General features: G+C 55.0%; 13 protein-coding genes. 6 read left to right on the top strand and 7 right to left on the bottom strand.

Annotated elements, in window-relative coordinates; translation table 11 throughout:
- The first annotated feature begins 588 nt into the window (after positions 1 to 588).
- From E4S61_RS24880 to E4S61_RS26035, 4 genes are all read left to right on the top strand, one after another.
- On the top strand, positions 589 to 924 hold the full coding sequence (locus E4S61_RS24880) for a hypothetical protein (protein WP_135306468.1): 336 nt from the start codon (positions 589 to 591) through the stop codon (positions 922 to 924).
- 44 nt (positions 925 to 968) lie between these two features.
- On the top strand, positions 969 to 2783 hold the full coding sequence (locus tag E4S61_RS24875) for a hypothetical protein (protein ID WP_209309611.1): 1815 nt from the start codon (positions 969 to 971) through the stop codon (positions 2781 to 2783).
- A 63-nt stretch (positions 2784 to 2846) separates the two neighbouring features.
- The gene (locus E4S61_RS24870) at positions 2847 to 4316 is read left to right on the top strand and encodes a hypothetical protein (RefSeq protein ID WP_135306467.1); all 1470 of its coding nucleotides are present in this window, start codon (positions 2847 to 2849) and stop codon (positions 4314 to 4316) included.
- A gap of 34 nt (positions 4317 to 4350) precedes the next feature.
- Positions 4351 to 5739 carry an AAA family ATPase gene (locus E4S61_RS26035; RefSeq protein ID WP_209309610.1) on the top strand — a complete coding sequence of 463 codons (1389 nt, stop codon included), beginning with the start codon at positions 4351 to 4353 and terminating at the stop codon, positions 5737 to 5739.
- Positions 5740 to 6211: 472 nt separating this feature from the next.
- Here the strand turns inward: E4S61_RS26035 and E4S61_RS24860 are convergent, their stop codons facing one another.
- On the bottom strand, positions 6212 to 6754 hold the full coding sequence (locus E4S61_RS24860) for a GNAT family N-acetyltransferase (RefSeq protein WP_135306466.1): 543 nt from the start codon (positions 6752 to 6754) through the stop codon (positions 6212 to 6214).
- Between the two features lie 87 nt (positions 6755 to 6841).
- Here E4S61_RS24860 and E4S61_RS24855 point away from each other — a divergent pair, with 87 nt between their 5' ends.
- The gene (locus E4S61_RS24855; RefSeq protein WP_135306465.1) at positions 6842 to 8032 is read left to right on the top strand and encodes a hypothetical protein; all 1191 of its coding nucleotides are present in this window, start codon (positions 6842 to 6844) and stop codon (positions 8030 to 8032) included.
- A 678-nt stretch (positions 8033 to 8710) separates the two neighbouring features.
- On the opposite strand, the gene E4S61_RS24845 is transcribed toward E4S61_RS24855, so the two are convergent.
- Positions 8711 to 9928: an FAD-dependent monooxygenase gene (locus E4S61_RS24845; RefSeq protein WP_135306464.1), complete on the bottom strand. Its 1218-nt coding sequence runs from the start codon at positions 9926 to 9928 to the stop codon at positions 8711 to 8713.
- A gap of 83 nt (positions 9929 to 10011) precedes the next feature.
- Between E4S61_RS24845 and E4S61_RS24840 the strand changes: the two genes are divergently transcribed.
- Positions 10012 to 10668: a helix-turn-helix domain-containing protein gene (locus E4S61_RS24840; protein WP_135306463.1), complete on the top strand. Its 657-nt coding sequence runs from the start codon at positions 10012 to 10014 to the stop codon at positions 10666 to 10668.
- A 478-nt stretch (positions 10669 to 11146) separates the two neighbouring features.
- Here E4S61_RS24840 and E4S61_RS24835 read toward each other — a convergent pair whose 3' ends face one another.
- The 5 genes from E4S61_RS24835 to E4S61_RS24815 all read right to left on the bottom strand — a co-directional run bounded on the left by E4S61_RS24835 (position 11147) and on the right by E4S61_RS24815 (position 17775).
- On the bottom strand, positions 11147 to 12247 hold the full coding sequence (locus tag E4S61_RS24835) for an AI-2E family transporter (RefSeq protein ID WP_135306462.1): 1101 nt from the start codon (positions 12245 to 12247) through the stop codon (positions 11147 to 11149).
- Between the two features lie 235 nt (positions 12248 to 12482).
- Positions 12483 to 13526 (bottom strand): DUF1616 domain-containing protein, encoded by a 1044-nt coding sequence (locus E4S61_RS24830; protein ID WP_135306461.1) that lies wholly within the window; start codon positions 13524 to 13526, stop codon positions 12483 to 12485.
- A 92-nt stretch (positions 13527 to 13618) separates the two neighbouring features.
- Positions 13619 to 14227 (bottom strand): hypothetical protein, encoded by a 609-nt coding sequence (locus E4S61_RS24825; protein WP_135306460.1) that lies wholly within the window; start codon positions 14225 to 14227, stop codon positions 13619 to 13621.
- Between the two features lie 1590 nt (positions 14228 to 15817).
- Complete coding sequence (locus E4S61_RS24820) at positions 15818 to 16474, bottom strand: hypothetical protein (protein ID WP_209309609.1); 657 nt, start codon at positions 16472 to 16474, stop codon at positions 15818 to 15820.
- Positions 16475 to 16680: 206 nt separating this feature from the next.
- Entirely contained in the window at positions 16681 to 17775 is a 1095-nt protein-coding gene (locus tag E4S61_RS24815; RefSeq protein WP_135306458.1) for an RNA-guided endonuclease InsQ/TnpB family protein, read from the bottom strand.
- Positions 17776 to 18064 lie beyond the last annotated feature (289 nt).

Raw genomic sequence — 18064 nt, 5'->3', positions numbered from 1 at the left:
CAGCGTTCCAGCGAGTACTGGAGTGCGCGAGCCTCTGGGAAATTTGGTTCGCCGCCACCATTCATTTCCATTCCTTATCACTCATCGAGCCCACGCAGAGAGACATCTATCCTCTCTGCGTGGGTTTTCTGTATTGAGAACGCTGTGCTGTTTCCTGACTCGCTACTCCCTAGCTTCTGACCAAGCTTGATCTGGACCGTTGCTGGCTCGTCATCAGTATTCGCAGTATCAGCATCGGACAGTGAGATACTGTACGCACACATTCCGTAGGGTTCGACGCTAACCAACGAATCACGCAAAAAGAGACATTGTTGGTTAGCTCTCCCGCGCTAGAATTTCTAAAAAGTAGCCCGTGTTGCGATAGGATTCACGAGCCAGCGTATCGATTGAGTGCAATACAAACAGCTGCTCTGGACTGTGCCACCGCTTGTGTTCCTTGACGCACAGGACCGGAATGCGGCTAAACAGTAATTTCAACACTGTACTCTGTCTAGAATAGGTATTTAGACCGATCTCTAGTACGTCTAAATTACAGGTTATTAAGTTAATCAAATACTTTAACAGTCACTAGTCTGATGTACCATCCGTATGCGCCTTCGGCAAGGTGTCACACGGTTTTTAGTTGCGCTGACTGCGGTCATAACAAGTACCGGCGTGGCTGCCGCCCAACAGAGTGAGATCACGGACTCGCTCACACAGATTGAGGAATTCGTCGCGACCACTCTCGGGCAACTTGGCGTGATCATCTTCCTCATTGGCGCGGCCGTTTGGTTTGTGTCCCGACGCAGCGCCGACCGCGCCCAATGGGGTTGGCGTGGGATGTGGGGCGGCGCCGGCATGATCGTCCTCTCAGTCAGTTACAATGTCTTCGTTGGCCTCTTCGAGAACCTCGCACCAGGCATGATCGTCCCCGTCATGCCCTAAACGCTCGGGAGCTCGCCAGCCAAGATAGCACTTGCTGGACTGCAATGACGGCCAACCATCCCATCCTCGGTCTGCTGTTCGCTGTGCTTCTCGTGCTCCCGATTGGGAGTATTGTCGCGACAGCAGCCAGTCCGCCACCGAACAACGCGACACGAGCGTATATCGCCGATGATCCGGATCCCACAGCCGGAACACTCCCACCCTTTGTCCTTTCCGGACTCGACCATGTTGTAGAAGCGGAGAACGTCTCCGTTGCAAACGTTAGCCGGACGCGTGACTTCACCTACGCGACGACGCAGCCCCCGTATCGCGTCGGGCAAAGCCAGCAGACACTCAGTGAATATCGGCTCGAACAGCTACAGTCGATTTCACGAAACGACTCGACGAGTCTGTGGTTCCCTGATTCTCAGCGCACCAATGGCACCGTTGTCACTAATGCCCATATCACGTTACTTGGCACGCGCGCGGGAGCACACACCCGTTTCAATACGACTACGGCCCAGACGAACGAGAGCGATTTGTTGTTGCTTCCTCGTAGTGGAACGGTCCGCACCTATCTCGACTACGCGACACGACTGCCAGATCAGACGTGTACTGTCTCCGGCGACACGAGGACCTGTGTCACTTACGAGCTTCTCGAACAGGACGTCTCGCGGCAGGTGCAAATCGGCGACCAGACATGGTCCGGGAATGAAACCGCACCGCGACAGCTCACATACACGAACGCGACGGCCACCGAGCCGACGACCATGCAGGTCAGTGCGACCATCAACACGACTGTCGCCAAACAGACCACGACGCACGTCCGTGAGGGCAGCGGTTGGCAGCAATCGAATACGACGTCGGAGTCATTGTCGTTCGCCCAGACAGTACAAGACCGTACTCGCGTCGTCGTCACGACGAACCAGAAGTTGAGCGTCACCCAGACAGTCGTCCGATCGGAGGCCGACATCGAGAAGGTTATCCTGCAGTTCGAGGGGCCACGCACTCTCCGTGACCGGCGTCTCTGGAGCTATGCCCGGTTCAAAGACACTGGTCGCCTCCAGAATGTCTGGGGTGTCTATTCACAGCGCCAGTATACCAATGCCACCCGTGGCCACCGAGTCGGCACCGAATCGAACGCGACAGTCACCCACTCGCTCGACAACACGACCTTCCGCAACCAGACGCTGGCAACGACCGAGTCACACCGCCAGTCCGTCGCTGCCCCGACCGTCCTCGAACTCCAGCTTATCGCCCAGCGCCACCAGCCGACGCTCCACTGGGACCAGAACCACAGTGTCGCCTCGGCACCCGAAATCACCAGACTAGACGGTTTCAACCTTTCACAGCGTGGGGCACCCCTCGACGAACAGGTAAATCTCTCGTCGGTCCGCCCACGCGGATACTCGACGATCGTCATCGAAAACGTCGACCAGCCCATCACGGGCGTGCGGGATATCCACAACGAGCCGATACCCCTGAAGACACGCTCCGTGCAGGAACACAACGCGACGCTGTCGACGACGACACAGAACGAGACACACGCACGAATCCAGCTGACCGACGCCACTACTGGCCAGCCACTTGCCGGACGAACACTCTGGCTGACGGGCGCCACCCAGAGCAGCGCGACGACAGACAGCGACGGCGGCGTTGTCCTCGAGCGACGTGATCTCTACGTCACTGTCTCGTTTGCGGGCGTGACCAACACCACCCAAGAGATCTACTACAGTCCAGCAGAGACCCAACTCGCCTTCCAGCCCGAGCCGTTCAACATCTATCAGCTACTGACGAGTCTCGCGGGCGCAGTCGTTTCGATCGCTGCGTTTCTTCTCTTCTTTCTGCCGTTTGCGTACCTTCGCAAGGAGAGCGGATAGAATCATGTCCAGCCACCAGACCCGACACGCCGAGATAGCCACCACAGCTACCATGCTCACCCCATGATTGGCCCACAAGTCCACGTTCCGTTCCGTATAGCTACTGACAGCGTTGGCCACAGACTACCAGCGTCGATCGAGCAGGCCGTCACGACACTTCCGACCGACACCATGCTGATCCCGTTGGCATTTGCCGTCACGGACTGGGTCGCCAATGGCTTCACGTATATCCTGACTGGCATCCTCGGCTTTATCGGCGAGCTCATCGCCAATGGGATGCGGACGTTCATCCTCTTCGATAGTCCCTATTCGGACCCGGCACTCCAAGCGGCGTTTCAACACAATCTGGATATCTTTCCCCAGTTGCTCGCGATCGTCTTCATGGCGGGAGTCGCCAGCAAGCCATTCGCTGACCCGCGCGAGGTGACGAATTTCATGCTCGTCTGGAAGGCACTGAAGGTGATCATCTTCGTCGCCGTTGCCCGCCAGCTCATGCACTTTGGCCTGCTTTTGACGAACGCGATCATCCGGCATATCTTCACTGCTGAGTACGGCGCTGCCTTCGGCCCGGAAGTCCTGAAATCGAGTCTAGAGGGTGCAGCCGCCTCGGCTGCCGGCGTCACGATTGGGGCCCTCATTTTGAGCATGATCTCTGTAGCGGGCATCCTGCTAGCACTGGGTGTCTTCGTCCTGCGGGAGTTCCTGTTCAACGCCACGTTCATTCTCTTGCCCGTTCTGGGCGCGATGCTGTATCTGGATTTCGGGCCACTCCGCTATGCATCGGAACTCGCGAAAACCGTCCTCCGGGCGACCGCCTACATGCTGCTGGCAGGTATCGTGATGGCTGGCCTCTTGCAGACCGGCGCTGCCGCGGCCGGTGCCTACGCGGATGTGGCCGGGCAGGGAGCGACGGCCGCCAGTCAGCAAGCTGGCGATCCTGGTTTTGGAGAGGTGCTTGAGGCGTACCTCTTCTGGTTGATTGGGCTTGTGGCCCCAGCACTCGTCGGAATCAAATCCGCGGCAATGGCTGGCCTCTCGCCGGGAAAGATGTCCGGTCGACAGGGAGCGAAAAGCAAATCCAGTTCGCAGGGCACCTCGTCGAGCCAGTCCGACGAGCAGTCGACACGGACTGCGCTGATGGAACAGGCCAGGCACGGGGCAGCAGGCGTCGACAATTGGGCAACTGGCGGAAAAGGTGGCGCCGCTGCTGCGAAAGCAGAATCTACTGCGACGCGTACGAAAGGAGCGGTTGGAAGCGCAGCTACGACCGTCTTTTCAGAAAAGAGGGTGAATGACGTCAAAAAGGGTGGTCAAACGTTCAAGAAAGGTGGAAAGCGTGCGGCAGAGGATGCAAAGGCTGGTACAGACTACGCTACGCGAAGCCTTCACCAATCACCGCTTGATTGGGCTGAAGCAGGCCTTGAACGCTATCGTGAGAATCCCGTTGTCGATACCGGGGACGGGACCTCCTCAAACCAGCGGGAACTGAGTGACTTTACTGATGATTCCAGTACTGAGGGACGATCCAAATGAGTGACAGCCAATCAGGTGGATGCACGCGATAACTATGGACGGCCAAGAATACACTACGTCCAATACCGCTAAACAGAGTAGAAACATCTTCCAAGCGGGAATTACTTTAGCTATCTCTACAGTGGTCTCATCTGCATGTTATATACTCGCTCCACTTGGTGTACTTTTGGCGAGCAGCAAGTTGGCGTCTTATGTCGGCGTGCTTATTCCTGCACTTCTGAGCTTAGTCGCTATCCCTCTCTTTCCATTAGCGGTTGCTATTATAGTCTTCTCAGCCATTGACAGAGTATTCAATAAAAATTATTACATTATTGACAGAGGATGGCTATTTGGAATTATCATCGGGTCTGTTATACTGACACTTGTTTGGTTTCTCCCTCTTTGGGAACATAGCTGGCCGGGCCTTGCACAGAAACTACTCCCACTGCGACTATCTGGCCTGTTCAATGAGCTCTGGATGATGAGCCTGTCTTGGATCGCGTATGTTCCTATGATGATTTACGCTAATTTTGGAGCAGTAACTCCTGGTAATGATTCCTCAACAGTACAAGAAGCTCGAAATGCAGAGACAAGCTCACTTAAAAATTCAGTTGAAGGTAGTCAAGCGCACAAAAATACTGCCGATCAGAGCGATAAGAAATCGGCTGAACAGACAGAACTTAGTTACAATTGGCAACCAGCCCCAGAAACCCGATTCACAGACATCGGCGGCATGGACGACCGAAAGAATGACCTCCGCCGCTCGGTCCTACGCCCACTCATAGGCGCAGACGCAGCCTACGAGCGCTTCAACGTCTCACCACCGAACGGAATCCTCCTGCATGGCCCACCCGGAACTGGCAAAACACTGCTCGCCCACGCGATTGCCGGGGAACTGGGCCACCCGTATCTCGAACTGTCGGCGGGCGACATCAAATCCCGCTGGATCAACGAATCCACTGAACAGGTCAACCGACTCTTTATCGAGGCCCAGCAGTTCGAGCGGTGTGTCATCTTCATCGATGAAATCGATGCCTTGCTGGCCGGCCGTGACGACGATCTCCATCGCGAACACGCCCAAGTCGTCAATGAATTCCTGGCGCACCTCGATGCAGAGGACCCAAACTTCCTGGTGATTGCCGCGACGAACCGCGCCGACCTGCTCGACGACGCAGTGACCAGACGGGGCCGCTTCGACCAACAGTATGAGATTGGCCTGCCCGACCACGAGGCCCGTGAGGCTATCTTTCGAGTGTGTCTCCGTGACCGCCCGACCACACTCGACGAGGAAGCTTATCAAGAACTTGCGGACCGAACAAAAGGCTGCAGTAGTGCCGACATCGTCGGCATCGTCGACGACGCCGCAATGTCTGCTGCTGAACGCGATGCCGAGGCTATTACTCAGGAGGACCTGACCGCAGCAGTATCTGATTCAAATAGATAGCCCCGCGAATATCCAGCACCTGTCGTCATTTGTCTGGCTCCTGATCAACCGGAGATAAGCCGCTCTCTACCTATTCGAGGATTCCGGGGAATGTGGTTGAGCTGGATATCACGGTGGTGTGTTGGCCTGCGCCGGCGATACACAAGTCGCGAACTCTTCTCGTCGGCGGGCTCAGCTACGGCACGCTCACACACGCTGGTCGGAATTTAACGTTCACCCTCACGCCTTCAGAGCGGTATTTCGTTCGCTGTACGCTGCCAAACGGGATACCAATCCAATCACTTGAGGCATGTCATCAAGGCCATACCTGATTCCGAAAGTAGCTAACACAGTTCGACAGCCGTGTTGAAACCGGAACCCGGTGAGAGAATGTGTGGTTCGAAGTATCGATCCCACAAACAGACTACACTATCTTGATATCATATTTCACACTAATAGAAAAACACTCGTCGAACTGAGCCAATCTTCAAATTCAACCACTGAACTCACTGCCAAGTATTCCATATTGGTGCTGATCGACGAATTCCCCGTCCAAGTAGCCGAATTCGCGTTTCACCCCCTCATGTGCAAAGCCAAGTGTCTCGATGAGGGCTTGCGAAGCATCATTTGTGTCGTAGACAACAGCGTCGACCCGGTGAAGGCGAAGCTCCGTGAACGCGTATCGAAGCATGAGCTGGCAGGCGGCCGTAGCATACCCTTGCCCACGATGTGGTTCGTACACCCAACAACCGAGTTCGGCTCGCCCATGGCAATGGTCTATGTCGAATAATTCGACGTTGCCGACTGGAGTATTCTCGTCAGTAGCGATAAACAGAAGAATGTGATCCTCACGGTCATCCAGATCCTGTAGCCACGCGCGCTCGCTCTGAGCTGAATGGGGATCTGTGAGTCCCATCGGTCGTCGGGTATTTGGGTTATTTATGGCTCGCTGAATAGCTTGTACATCATCGTCGCAATCAGCGTTCACGGGTCGAAGAGTAACGGCTTCGGAGCGAAGAAACGCCGGCCCTGGCATAGTATTGTATTATATAGCCTCATATTTGAGCTTTTGATTAATGCGAATCTGCAAGATATATGTTAAGTTGTGTAGAGAGTCAGCTACATGGAAGAACACCGAATTGATCAGAACCAGAGTAACGTCATCAGCGGTGCCTTCGCGTTCGTAGTGACGATTCTCATTACTCTTATTCTCTCGGACCTGCTGAAAGTAGTCGTCAACAACCTTGGAGCTGTTCGCTCCACATTCGAAGGGCTCTCTCTCATTGCCCTTACGATTGCTATTGGAATTGAAACGTTGATTGCTGCGTTCGACAACTACGCATTTACGAGTGGACGAGAGGACCCACTACATCGAGGCATTGCTGGCCTAGAAATCATTCGATACCTCATCACGTTCTCTAGTGTCGTGCTTCTGTACATCGGCGTTTCATCTGTTGCGGATGTCTGGACAGGGGGTAGCCTCGCCGCTGCAGCCGTAATCGTCATGAGTGTTATTCTTTTCCGATACCTGACTGAAATGGTATGGCAAGCGCTGGCACTCGGCCGCACCTGGGCAACAACGAATCGCGTAGCGACGAAAACCAATATCGTCTGGTTAGTTTTTGTGAGCGTAATTCTAACTGGCTTTGTTCTGTGGGTCAGTTCATTGAGTATGGTATCTGTGTTCGGTATCGCGGTTGTCCTTCTTGTGATAGGGAGCCTCTGTTTAGTGGACTACCCCCACCATGATCCACTTACTGACGAGGCCCTCCGTACACTTCGAATATTACCTGACTCGGATGAGTCTGTGTCGGACCTATCATTGCGAACGCAGATATGCCGGATGGGCAAAACGTATTGGATACTCGCTATGATCCCTTCACTTGGGCTGCTATGTCTCTGGTCCTTCTCTTCCCTTTCACCAGCCTGGAAAGCGATCATCGCCGTCGGAGTTATTATAACTGCAGAAATTGCGTACGTCTACATCTGGAAAGATTATTATAAACATCTGTTGAGGGTTGATGAGCCACTATTTGATGATGACGTTGTACATTCAGAGATGGCTGACACGGAGAAAGGAGTGCAGAGTGCATTCACTGAATACATTCAGAACACCGACAATGTTGATTACCAGAGGATTGTAAAAGAGATAAAATACTACCACGAGGACCCTCGCTATGAATTTAAACTTGAAGAGGGACAGATCGATGATCTCTTCGAAATAGCTCGCGACCGTAAAGATATCCCTGGAGGTCTGCGGGAGGAACTAAATTGGCTCACAGAGAAGAGTTATCGTAGTAATACTGATGATTGAAGACACTTGATAGAACTATCCGCAGTATAGAAGTCTGGTTCTTGTTTGGGGTTAACGTAGTCAATTCCTTTAGCGTCGGTAATTCCGACGGATAGCTGAGGATGCCTTGGTGGAGCGCGAATCGTGTCTCCTAGGTCACAACGTTAAGCCGTTCCCGAACGGATTCTATCTCACTTGGTGAGTGATCAGACCTACTCAGTACTACTCATCTGCCGGAGGGTTTCGAGCTAGCGGCGTCGATTCGCGCGCTCACACATCCTGCTCATGAACTGGACGACGAGGCGATGCCCCATCGTGCGTGCCGGCAGCGAACGAGAGGCCTCCTCCAAGGAACAATCGCACATGGAACCTGTCACGGCGACATTACGGCGACTACTTTCCACAATCTCAGAGTCACTGACGATGAACTGTCGGAACTGCAGGCGATGTTCCCAGTCTGACTACTTGATCGGATTTGGCCCCGGTATCGCTGGGAGAGCACCGCCTTCCTCTCGGAGTGAACAGCAGAAATCACGCGCAGTTCGCCCGCTGAGTGGAGTTGCGTAATTATCTCTTCGACGACGGGTGTCCACGAGACGGGTGGCAGAAGGACACTCGTGGGTAGATGGCCAGTCATGGTTGGTGGGGTCCCGTAGTTGGTGGCTCTGTAGTGGAGTAGTCCAGCACTTTCATTGATGCTTATCCCGGGAGGGACGTGCCGGCTGCTTGCCGCCGTCGCACGTGACGGAGTACCGCATCGGGAACGGCATCGATGACGACATTCCGGAGCCGACAGCCGAGCGGTGATTGCATCGTTCCGAGGCGACCGAGATGATAGGATTCTCGGCGGATGCGGTCCGCACGCGGCTTGCGTTCGGACTCATAGGCCGAGAACGCGCGGTCGTACCGTTCGTGGGCAGCGATAGCGTCGGCAAGCAACAATCCGTCTTCGATGGCTTGTGCAGCGCCCTGGCCGGCAAACGGAAGCATGGCATGGGCGGCATCGCCAGCGAGGACGACACGGTTCCGTGACCAAGCGGTGAGCGAGGGGAGATCCTCAAGCTCGGTCATGATGAGGTCCGTGGGCGTAAGTCCGTCCAGAATCGCCGGAATGGGCTCAGGGTAACCTGCAAGGCGAGTCCGAAGCGCCAACGGGACTGCGTCAGAAGTCGCGTAATCGTCGGTGAGTGGGTCTGGTGCGGTTGCGAACCAGTAGAATCGGTTCTCATCGATGGGCGACCCGCCCGTATAGGTTCCGTCACCCCAGATCTCGAATCCCTGCGTCTGGTACGGTGCTGGTAGGTCAAGCGTGACGAGTGCGCGGTACGCGACACCGCCCAACTGGCGTGGTTCAACACCGGGGGCGACAACGTCGCGGACCGTCGAGTGAATGCCATCGGCACCGATAAGGATATCAGGAGTAATTGTGGTCGCGTCAGCAAAGTGGACTACTGGTGGGTCTGTCCCGTCAATATCGACACAGTCCATGCCAGTTCGGACGTCGGTATCCAACTCATCGAGGAGGAGACGTTGCAGGTCGGCACGATGAATGGCAACGAAGCCGTACCCAAACTCGCGGCGTTCGACATCGTTCAAATCGAACCGTGTCATAAACCGGCCGTCCGGTGAGCGCAGTCCACCCTCATCAAGTGGTTTGCCAGCATCACAAATGGCGTCGGCGATACCGAGGCAGTCGAAGACGAGTAGCGCGTTCGTCTGGAGGAGGATACCGGCGCCGACCGGTTGATATGCGGATGCAGCTTCGTATACTGTCGGCGACAGGCCGCGCTGTTCGAGCGCGACCGCTACGGTGAGCCCACAAATACCACCACCGACGATTGCGATTTCTGGACCCGACCCGTTACTGGTGACAGTCCGCTCCGACGGAATCAGCGATGGCAGTGGATTCGTCGTCATATGTGAATGAATGCATACGAATCGGAACGGGTTGGTGGGGGTTATCCACGCTCTTTTAAGTCGGATCGCTGAGTGGGTGTAGTATGCGGTATATGACGATGCGGCTAGTCCCTGCCGAGGGAGCTGGGTTTCATCCGCTCGGCAAGCAACTCTCGGCGGACCCAGCAATTCAGCGAGAGGCCATCCATCACGTGAAATTTCTCGACGACGGAACGGTACTGACATTTGCGGAGGGAAGCGGTGATCGGGAGCGGTACGAAGAAATCATGTCGTCATCGCCGTCTGTGCACGCATACATGGTTTCGGGCGACGATCGTTGGATGGCAGTGAGCCAGTTCGAACCGACTGAGCAAGTGAGGCGGATTCTAGAGTGGCATCAGCGGGCCGATATCGTTGTTGAGACACCCATCCTGTTCGGCGCCAATGGAGCCCAGAAGATCACCATCATCGGCGACGAATCAGCGTTCAAAACGCTCTTCAACGAGGCAGCGACCATAGAATCACTTGAGTTCGAGATTTTAGAAACTGGGGAGTACGAGCCGAACACCCAGCAGTTCACACGGTCGTTAACGAGCCGACAGGAACAAGTACTTGCGGCGGCCGTCGATGTTGGATACTACCGAGCGCCACGGGAGGCGACGCACAAAGACGTTGCCGAGGCAGTTGGTCTAGCACCATCAACCGTCGGCGACCACCTCCGAAAAATCGAGGCACGCGTTTTCGAAGCGATAGTTCGGTGAGCGCCACGAGACGAGGGTTCGGCCAAGTCAGCAACGAATAAACCCGAAGGCGTCAGACAAATCCCAGAGGTTCAGTGAGTCAATGAGTCAAAACATCTCTGATTCAATGATTTAATTCGAAAATAGTCAGGAATACTCTCTCCTATTGTTCTCGCTGCTTTCCAGCCGATTTTCAAGTTAAAGAGACTCTATGCTACCAATTCAGTAACAATGGGGATAGGGGACGTGGCAGTGAGCCACACGGATCAACTGCAGTGCCTCTGACGTTCCGCAGATAGAGAATCAGATACCTTGTTAATAACGACGGCGGTTCGACATTACTTTAATTATAGATATGTGTTTTTCCAGATTCTAAAACTCGCGTCGGTAGTGCGTTCCCAGCGGTGTGCCAGCAGCCAGCGCTTATCGGTTGCTGTGTGGCCTCACGAGAAGATTCGGAAAACGGACTCAGCGCTTTCAGCGCTGTTATGAGTCATCGCTACCGAAAGTCATTGAGCCGTAACTGATCCTGATGGAGCCCATCAGGATCGTCTGCCCCCAGCAATCGTGGCAGTGCCGTATTAGCGAAAGTGAGGCCGATAACGAGCAGTATCGGCGCGAAGAAGAGCCCGTAAAACCCTAGCACCACCGGGCCAAGCGTATAGGCAAGCATCAGCAGGCCGACGTGGGTTTGCTCCCCACTGAGTAACGGCCGCAAGACCAGATCCGGAATGGTATCGACTACGACCACCGCCACGAGAAGCAGACCGACAGTATAGACAAGCAGTGATGACTGTCCGTCAAGGACTGCCGGAAGCGCGGTGATCCCGGTCACCGGCAGGTAGATGATCTTCATGCCCACAACAGGGACGAGACTTGCGATGCCGGTTAGCGCACCAGTCAGTGCCGGATACGGTACTTGAACGGAGGCTGGAACAAGCGCATTATAGCCCGAAAACGCGGCAATCGCAATGAGTGCGATAGCTACGACATTGAGAAGATTGCCGAAGAGAACTGCTTCCAGCTCCGCATCGGCGGCTTCGAGGTACTCACGAATAATCGCCCCGTCGTCGAACCGCACTAACCACTCACGAATGCGGTGCCCATCCACGAGCAGATAGTAGGTGACGATGGTCGTCACGAACAGATTGAGGAAGAGGTTCGAGACGACTGATGTAAGCAGCGTCGCGTGAGTACTGAGAAACTCGATCAATGGCGAGAGCTGTCCGGACTGATACGCCTCATAGAGCCCGTGGACGGTAAGATCCGGAACCGAGCCCATCTCACCGAACCACTCGATATGTGTGGCAGCGACATCGACCAGTGCATACTGTTCGACGAACCGCTGGGATTGGACGATAAGCAACACGACGGCATACGTCACTAACAGGAGGAGAGGGAGGGCAAGCGAGGCGATGACAATGACTGCACGCGCTCGCGCTGGTAGTCGGAAGCGCCGTAAGAAGTGGTGATATCGCCGGGTCGAGTAATAGAGGAAGATCGAGAGCGTCAGCGGAGCAATAAAATGGTATGCAAGTATGCCAAGAAGGGTAGTTACAATGAGACCAAACAGGGCGACGACGAATCGCTTCTCGTCCATAGCTGGATATAATAGCACTCAAAATATAAACCTGTGGACAGAACGCTAACTCTATATGTTATATAGTCATGTTTTGACCTGGGAAGAGTCGGGAACAGAGTTGCTGAAAGAACCCCGGTATTTCTAGTGAGGTTGTCCCTGCTCGGCTTTGCCACTATCCTGAGAACCGTGTATTGATCGCCAATATGTGGCGCTGACAGTATTATTGGCGCCGGCCGGACGAGATTCTATCTGGCTAGCCAGTGACGTTCACCCAGAGATGGACTTCACGATACGCAGCAGAGCGGTTCAGTGGTGTTGCTGGCTCATCTTTATATAAGAGATACTGCAACCGGAGTCGGTCACCGGTCATTTGTGGTGTAATTGTATGTTGTCGGTGCCACGTTTCGTTGTCACCGATCACCGCCTGGAATCGACGTAGCTCAGTCGCATCTTGCACCCGGGTTGAATTATTGACGATGGTCACCCGCTGCAGCTCGGCGACGACAGTATAGCTGACTCGTTCATGTTCGTGATTTCCGATGCCAACGGTTAGATTACGGGATTGCCCACGCTCGAACTCAGTTGGATAGTTGTCCGCCACACGGTCACCAGTCTCGTTCTCTGTCAGTAAGTAAAGCTCCGAGAAGGATTCGCCCTGGGTTGGATTAGTTACCGCAAAGCCAACACTGCCGGTTGCCAGTAAGAGACTGCCGACCAACACAACGTTCAGCATTGCATCAGTCTGGGTCGCGGGTTCGAATAACTCCACACGGGCAGCCTGTAGCCACTCACGGTACGGTACCTGAAACCGATCCGCTGGAGACACAGCCCAACGACGGGAGGCCGCGACAGCAGTCAGGATAAGTGAGACGCCACTCACGGCAACCATGATCGGCACGAGCCGAATGCCCCACGGCGTGAAATTCAAGACGAGCCCAATGAGTGGCACGACGGCGATACTCAAGCCAAATGACAATGCGACGCGCTCGATTCCGTCGATACCACGACGAGAGACAGTCTCATCGTCGACGAGCTCTGCGACGTCGTCTGTCTCAGAATTGTCTGTGAGGAGTGGCGAGACACCAGATTCAGGAAACAGGGCTGCGATCAGCGTATACCCTGGAATGCACAGGACAAATGCTAACCCAAGTACTTCCCGTGCCGATGTCTCCCGTACTCCCGGGAGAAACACTGCGATGTTAACAAATACAATCACCGCTATAACAGCCGCAAGATCAGCAGGCAACCGACGGATTGGGTGCGGGAGCAATAACCAGAGGTCCCGTCGAGACGACATCTACTGGCTAGGAGTTGAGTAGTAACCAAAAAGGTCGCGGTCGGTTACAGACAGTCAAGGAGAACGCCCACGACTGCAGTCGTAGATGGCTGTCAAGCTGAGTCATCGTTATCGGCGAGAATCGACTGTGCAGCTTCGATAGCCGCTGTTGCCGTGCTGGTATCGGATGTCGCCATGAATGTTGCTCGCTCATAGGCTTCGGCCAATGACTCTAAGCTTCGCATCTCGACGGTATCGACGCGATCCGCACAGGCAGTGAGGAACTCCCGGTGGGTCAGTGACTCCGGAATGTCAGCGCGCCGTTGTAGTCGCTCACGGACGGCAGCGTACGCGGCAACAGTAGCACCCTTCGAGTCGTTATTTGCGAGTGCAGCTTGTGCTTGTGCCAGCCATTGCTGTGCAAGCGAGGGTGTGTCCGGATTTGACGAGGGCTCCGTCTGTCCCGAGGTATCGGGAGTTGTCGCGGTATCACTATCGCCGCCCCGAAGCCAGAGTCCGAGTCCAGCGAGGACAAGCAGGCCGATCCCCACAAGCAGCGCGATATCAAGACGCTCACCGCCAAGCCCGGGAACACCGAATCCACCGTCGCCGGGTTGTCCTATTTCCAGGATGCCAGTCCCCGCATCACCCTCAATCGTAGTGGTCGCTTTGGCGCGACTTGATCCAAGGTTCGTCCCCGACCCGTCGAATCGTGCAGTCACTTGGATCGTCGACACATTCCCACTATCGGTTGTGGAGACGTTCTGCATCGTCAGTTGATACCAGCCCGTTTCGTTTGTTGTAGTAGTTCGGATCGTCTCACCCACGGCGATACGAACGGTCTGTCCGGTGACGCCTGTGTTATCTACGGTCTGCAGACGCCCTCGTACACGTACGCGTCTGTCGCTTGACGCTGTATTGATCGTCAACTCAGTGTCGGTCTGGGTAATTGAGAGCGAAGCGCTTGTCGATGCAGGGCCGACGGCTAATCCATCGCGTCTATGCGCTACACGGAGTGTCCCATCGCCGGCTGGCACGTTTGCGGGTGCCCGTTGTGCGAGTGTTGCCTGGCCTGCACGCTTAGTCGTCGTATTATCAACAGCGCTACCGAGTATGGACTGAATCGGTAACCCAGCCACAGGTTGACCATCGACGGTTGCACTCACTGTCGTTTCGACCCGATCGTGATATGCGGCCTGGGACGGTGAGACTGACGCGTCTAGCGATGGTGTTACCTGTGAGACATCGACCGAGACGTTGGTCGTGCTCCCGAGATACGGAGAAGTGCTTGTCGGGATATACTGAACAGCTACAGTTGTCGTGTTCACCGGCAGCCCAACGGGCCGATACGTCACCGAAAAGTCGCCATTCTCGTCAGTCGTTGTCTGGTAGCTCCGTTCGAAGACGGTGACTTCGATTGGCTGGTCCGCGACAGCCGTTCCGTTTGTTGTTGTCACCCGACCATCGATCACCATTGGGTCGTCGAATGCCACCGCCGAGCCGTTGGTCTCGACAGTCAGTTCCGTCTCGACGAACAACTGAGACCTGATTTCGGCTTGCTGTGCCGTCACATTTCGAGTCGTATTCGAAATCGCTGTCTTCGCATCGCCGGTCTCGATAGTAGTTCGATTCCCAATCGACTCGTAATTGCGATTCAGCGACTTGTTGAGCTGTGTCACCCGCCCAGCGGTGGTTTCTAATTCACGAGCGTGTTGCCGCGCCGCAGTCGTATTGCCTTGTCTCCGAGCCTGCTGATACTCCTCGTAGGTTTCCCTGTAGGATTGCATGGACTCCGCATACGATCGCTGCTGGTCCTGTGTCTCACGAAAGGTTTCGGCGGTTTCGTCATCGCTAGTCCCCTGGGTCTCACCAGCGACGTCGACATACTGTTCGAGACGTGAATTGTAATCATCACCAAGCAGGCCGCGTGCACGCTCGTATTCGCCCTGAGAGAGCTCAACCGCACTCCCCTGCAGCCGATTCGCCAATCGGCGCTCGAGCCAGGCACTAACTTGCTGTGAATCACCGGACTGTGAGACGTTTTCGGGGTGTTCGTGCTGAACGGTCGTATTATTCGTCGGCGTTGGTGTTGGTGTCGTCTGTTGGGCAACGACTGGTTCCGTATCTGCGGCCGCTGTCGACACGGCGATGCCTGGCGGCAACACACCGACGCACACTGTCGTGACTGTGAACAAAACCAGGATAGCGACGCCAGTTTTCGACTCCGTCCAGCGCACACTCAGTCTCTGACGGTGGGGCGCTAAAAAGCCATGTATTAAAAACGAATGTGTTGACGCTGGGCTAACGATAGCTTACTCGTCGCCAAGCAGGTCAGATTCGACGCCCGAGCCATAGTTCGCCGCCAAGCGAGCCTTGACCATCGCCTTACTTGGATTGTCCTCGTCTTCGGAGAGAGTCGCAAGCTGCTCGACATCGTCACTGATGTGGCGAGATGCATATGCATCAAGCGTCACCCAGTGATCAGCTGAGCGGTCCGTCGCCGCAAACTCTTCGGGCGTGAGGACACGCGGGCCATCTTCCCACTGCCCATCGTCAGCGTCGGCGACGAGATATCGCGTTGCGGTATCGCCAGCTTCGTCAGCGAACTGTATGCGGACGACCTCATCGGAACTATCGGCGTCAAACTCTTCGTTGGCAAGCGTTCGCAGCGCCGCATCATTGTCCTCAATTGCGGCTGCAGTATCGCGAGCATAGGTTTCGGCAGTATCCTCCTCGCTGTTCCCAGATACCTGTTGTTTCACGCTGTCAGCCGTCCGAACCGCCGCGCCAGCAGCATCGAGGATCGTGTTCCCACCCTGTTGAAGCGATCCGCCGCTATCGGAGTTGTTCCCGCTATCGGCGAAGATCGCAACACCGGGCCAGGCAGTCGCCTGCGTGTCCTCATGTCCGGCTTGGGCCACGACCGGGGTGATGAAAGCTTGTCCGAGGGTACACAAGCACAGTGCCACGACCAGTATTCGGCGAGTTCGCTGGCGCATCGAGAGAGAAGACGAAAGCTCACCCTATCGTTATCCGTCCATGAACGGACTGAAACGGCAGGCTGACAAAATCTGAAGGCATAGCTTACTGGGGTTCTTCGTCGGAGTTTGCCGAGTGGTAGCAGACTAATACGAACGAACAGCATCTACCTTGCTGACTGGACCGATAGCATGAACTACCCCACCCTACTCAGCCACATTTGTGGCTTCCTGAAGGATGGGGCTTCTTCCTGCTTCCACGACGCGACTTGCATCCACCACATTGGTTGCGGAAAACCCACTTCCGTCGGTAGACGCAGCGGTCGCAGTCTCCACAGGCGTTTCTTCGGACCGTCCGGCCCTAAGTCACTCCAGCCGAAGTCCACTCCCAATTCTTCGAGTCCTAGCCGTTTGACTTCCAGCGCCGAATTCATATCACGATCAGCTTCGAATCCGCACGATGGACAGGAATGTTCTCGCACCCACAACGGCTTCTCTGATTCAACGCCACATCTCGCGCACCGCTTTGTCGTTCCTTCTGGAGGGACAAGAATCACGTGACAGCCGTTCTTTTCGCCGTGTCGTTGGAACGCTTGGAGGGCTTTGCGCCACGACATCGACGACACATTCCGACTATTCCCGAAGTTCTGAAGCATCCCAGCGACGTTCAGGTCTTCGAGAAACACAGCATCATTCACCAGCGTATAGTCATGAGCCAACTTTTCGTAGAAGTCATCCCACCGATTCTGCAACCGATCATACGCCTTCGCTAACTGCTGCCGGGCCTTGTTCCAATTCTCCGAGTCGTACTCCTTCCGAGATACAGCTCTATGACGCTTCTCAATCCGGCACCTGTCCCCCTCTTCGTCAAGCGGGCGGATGGCTCGTCCGGTTGAATCGTAAATAAATTTCGCGATCCCGAGACCAATTCCAATCGCGTTGACCGGGTCGATGGACTCGACAGGCGGTTTCTCAGGATAATCAGCATTATACTCGATACAGATACTGATTGTCCAGGCGCCCGTCTTTTGTTTTTTGAGGATGACTTGCGTGATCTCGGCGTTGTCTGGGAGTGGGCGGTGGTAGTTGAGGTGGAAGTCCCCAATCTTTTTGAGTTCGACCACAGCGTGTTCAGTTTGGCCCGTGTTATGATCCACGTCAAAGCCTTTCTGATTGTAGGTGATGCTGCGGTACTCTCGTGGTTTCTTCCATTTCAACCGTCCAACGTCGTATCCACGCTCTTCGAGCGATTCAAGAACTGTTTCGCTGTTCTTGATGCGTCGTACTGCCATTTGCAGGCACTTTGAATACGCTGACTTCCATTCCGGCCAGTTGTCTTTCCATCCTGTAGTTTGTTCTGCATCGACGTATAGGATGGCTTATTGTAGTCCGGAGAAGGTCTGTATTCTTGTGTAAGGGCGTGGTTGTAGACTTCATGGCAGATTTGGATTGCGTTCCAGCCAGCAGTCGCTGTTTCTGCGTCAGCGGGCTCTGCTGCGTACTGGAACGCTTCTTCAACCACTACCACTCAATTCGCGTGATTATTACTTCAAAGCTCGCACCAGCAATCCTACATACACC

Origin of the sequence: Haloarcula amylovorans, assembly GCF_004681185.1 — an archaeon.
Taxonomy (GTDB): Archaea; Halobacteriota; Halobacteria; order Halobacteriales; family Haloarculaceae; genus Haloarcula; species Haloarcula amylovorans.
This window is presented reverse-complemented; position numbering and strand designations above follow the sequence as displayed.

Coding starts and splice junctions, on each gene's coding strand:
- E4S61_RS24880 (WP_135306468.1), top strand. CDS start 589: ATGCGCCTTCGGCAAGGTGTCACACGGTTTTTAGTTGCGCTGACTGCG.
- E4S61_RS24875 (WP_209309611.1), top strand. CDS start 969: ATGACGGCCAACCATCCCATCCTCGGTCTGCTGTTCGCTGTGCTTCTC.
- E4S61_RS24870 (WP_135306467.1), top strand. CDS start 2,847: ATGATTGGCCCACAAGTCCACGTTCCGTTCCGTATAGCTACTGACAGC.
- E4S61_RS26035 (WP_209309610.1), top strand. CDS start 4,351: ATGGACGGCCAAGAATACACTACGTCCAATACCGCTAAACAGAGTAGA.
- E4S61_RS24860 (WP_135306466.1), bottom strand. CDS start 6,754: ATGCCAGGGCCGGCGTTTCTTCGCTCCGAAGCCGTTACTCTTCGACCC.
- E4S61_RS24855 (WP_135306465.1), top strand. CDS start 6,842: ATGGAAGAACACCGAATTGATCAGAACCAGAGTAACGTCATCAGCGGT.
- E4S61_RS24845 (WP_135306464.1), bottom strand. CDS start 9,928: ATGACGACGAATCCACTGCCATCGCTGATTCCGTCGGAGCGGACTGTC.
- E4S61_RS24840 (WP_135306463.1), top strand. CDS start 10,012: ATGCGGTATATGACGATGCGGCTAGTCCCTGCCGAGGGAGCTGGGTTT.
- E4S61_RS24835 (WP_135306462.1), bottom strand. CDS start 12,247: ATGGACGAGAAGCGATTCGTCGTCGCCCTGTTTGGTCTCATTGTAACT.
- E4S61_RS24830 (WP_135306461.1), bottom strand. CDS start 13,526: ATGTCGTCTCGACGGGACCTCTGGTTATTGCTCCCGCACCCAATCCGT.
- E4S61_RS24815 (WP_135306458.1), bottom strand. CDS start 17,775: ATGGCAGTACGACGCATCAAGAACAGCGAAACAGTTCTTGAATCGCTC.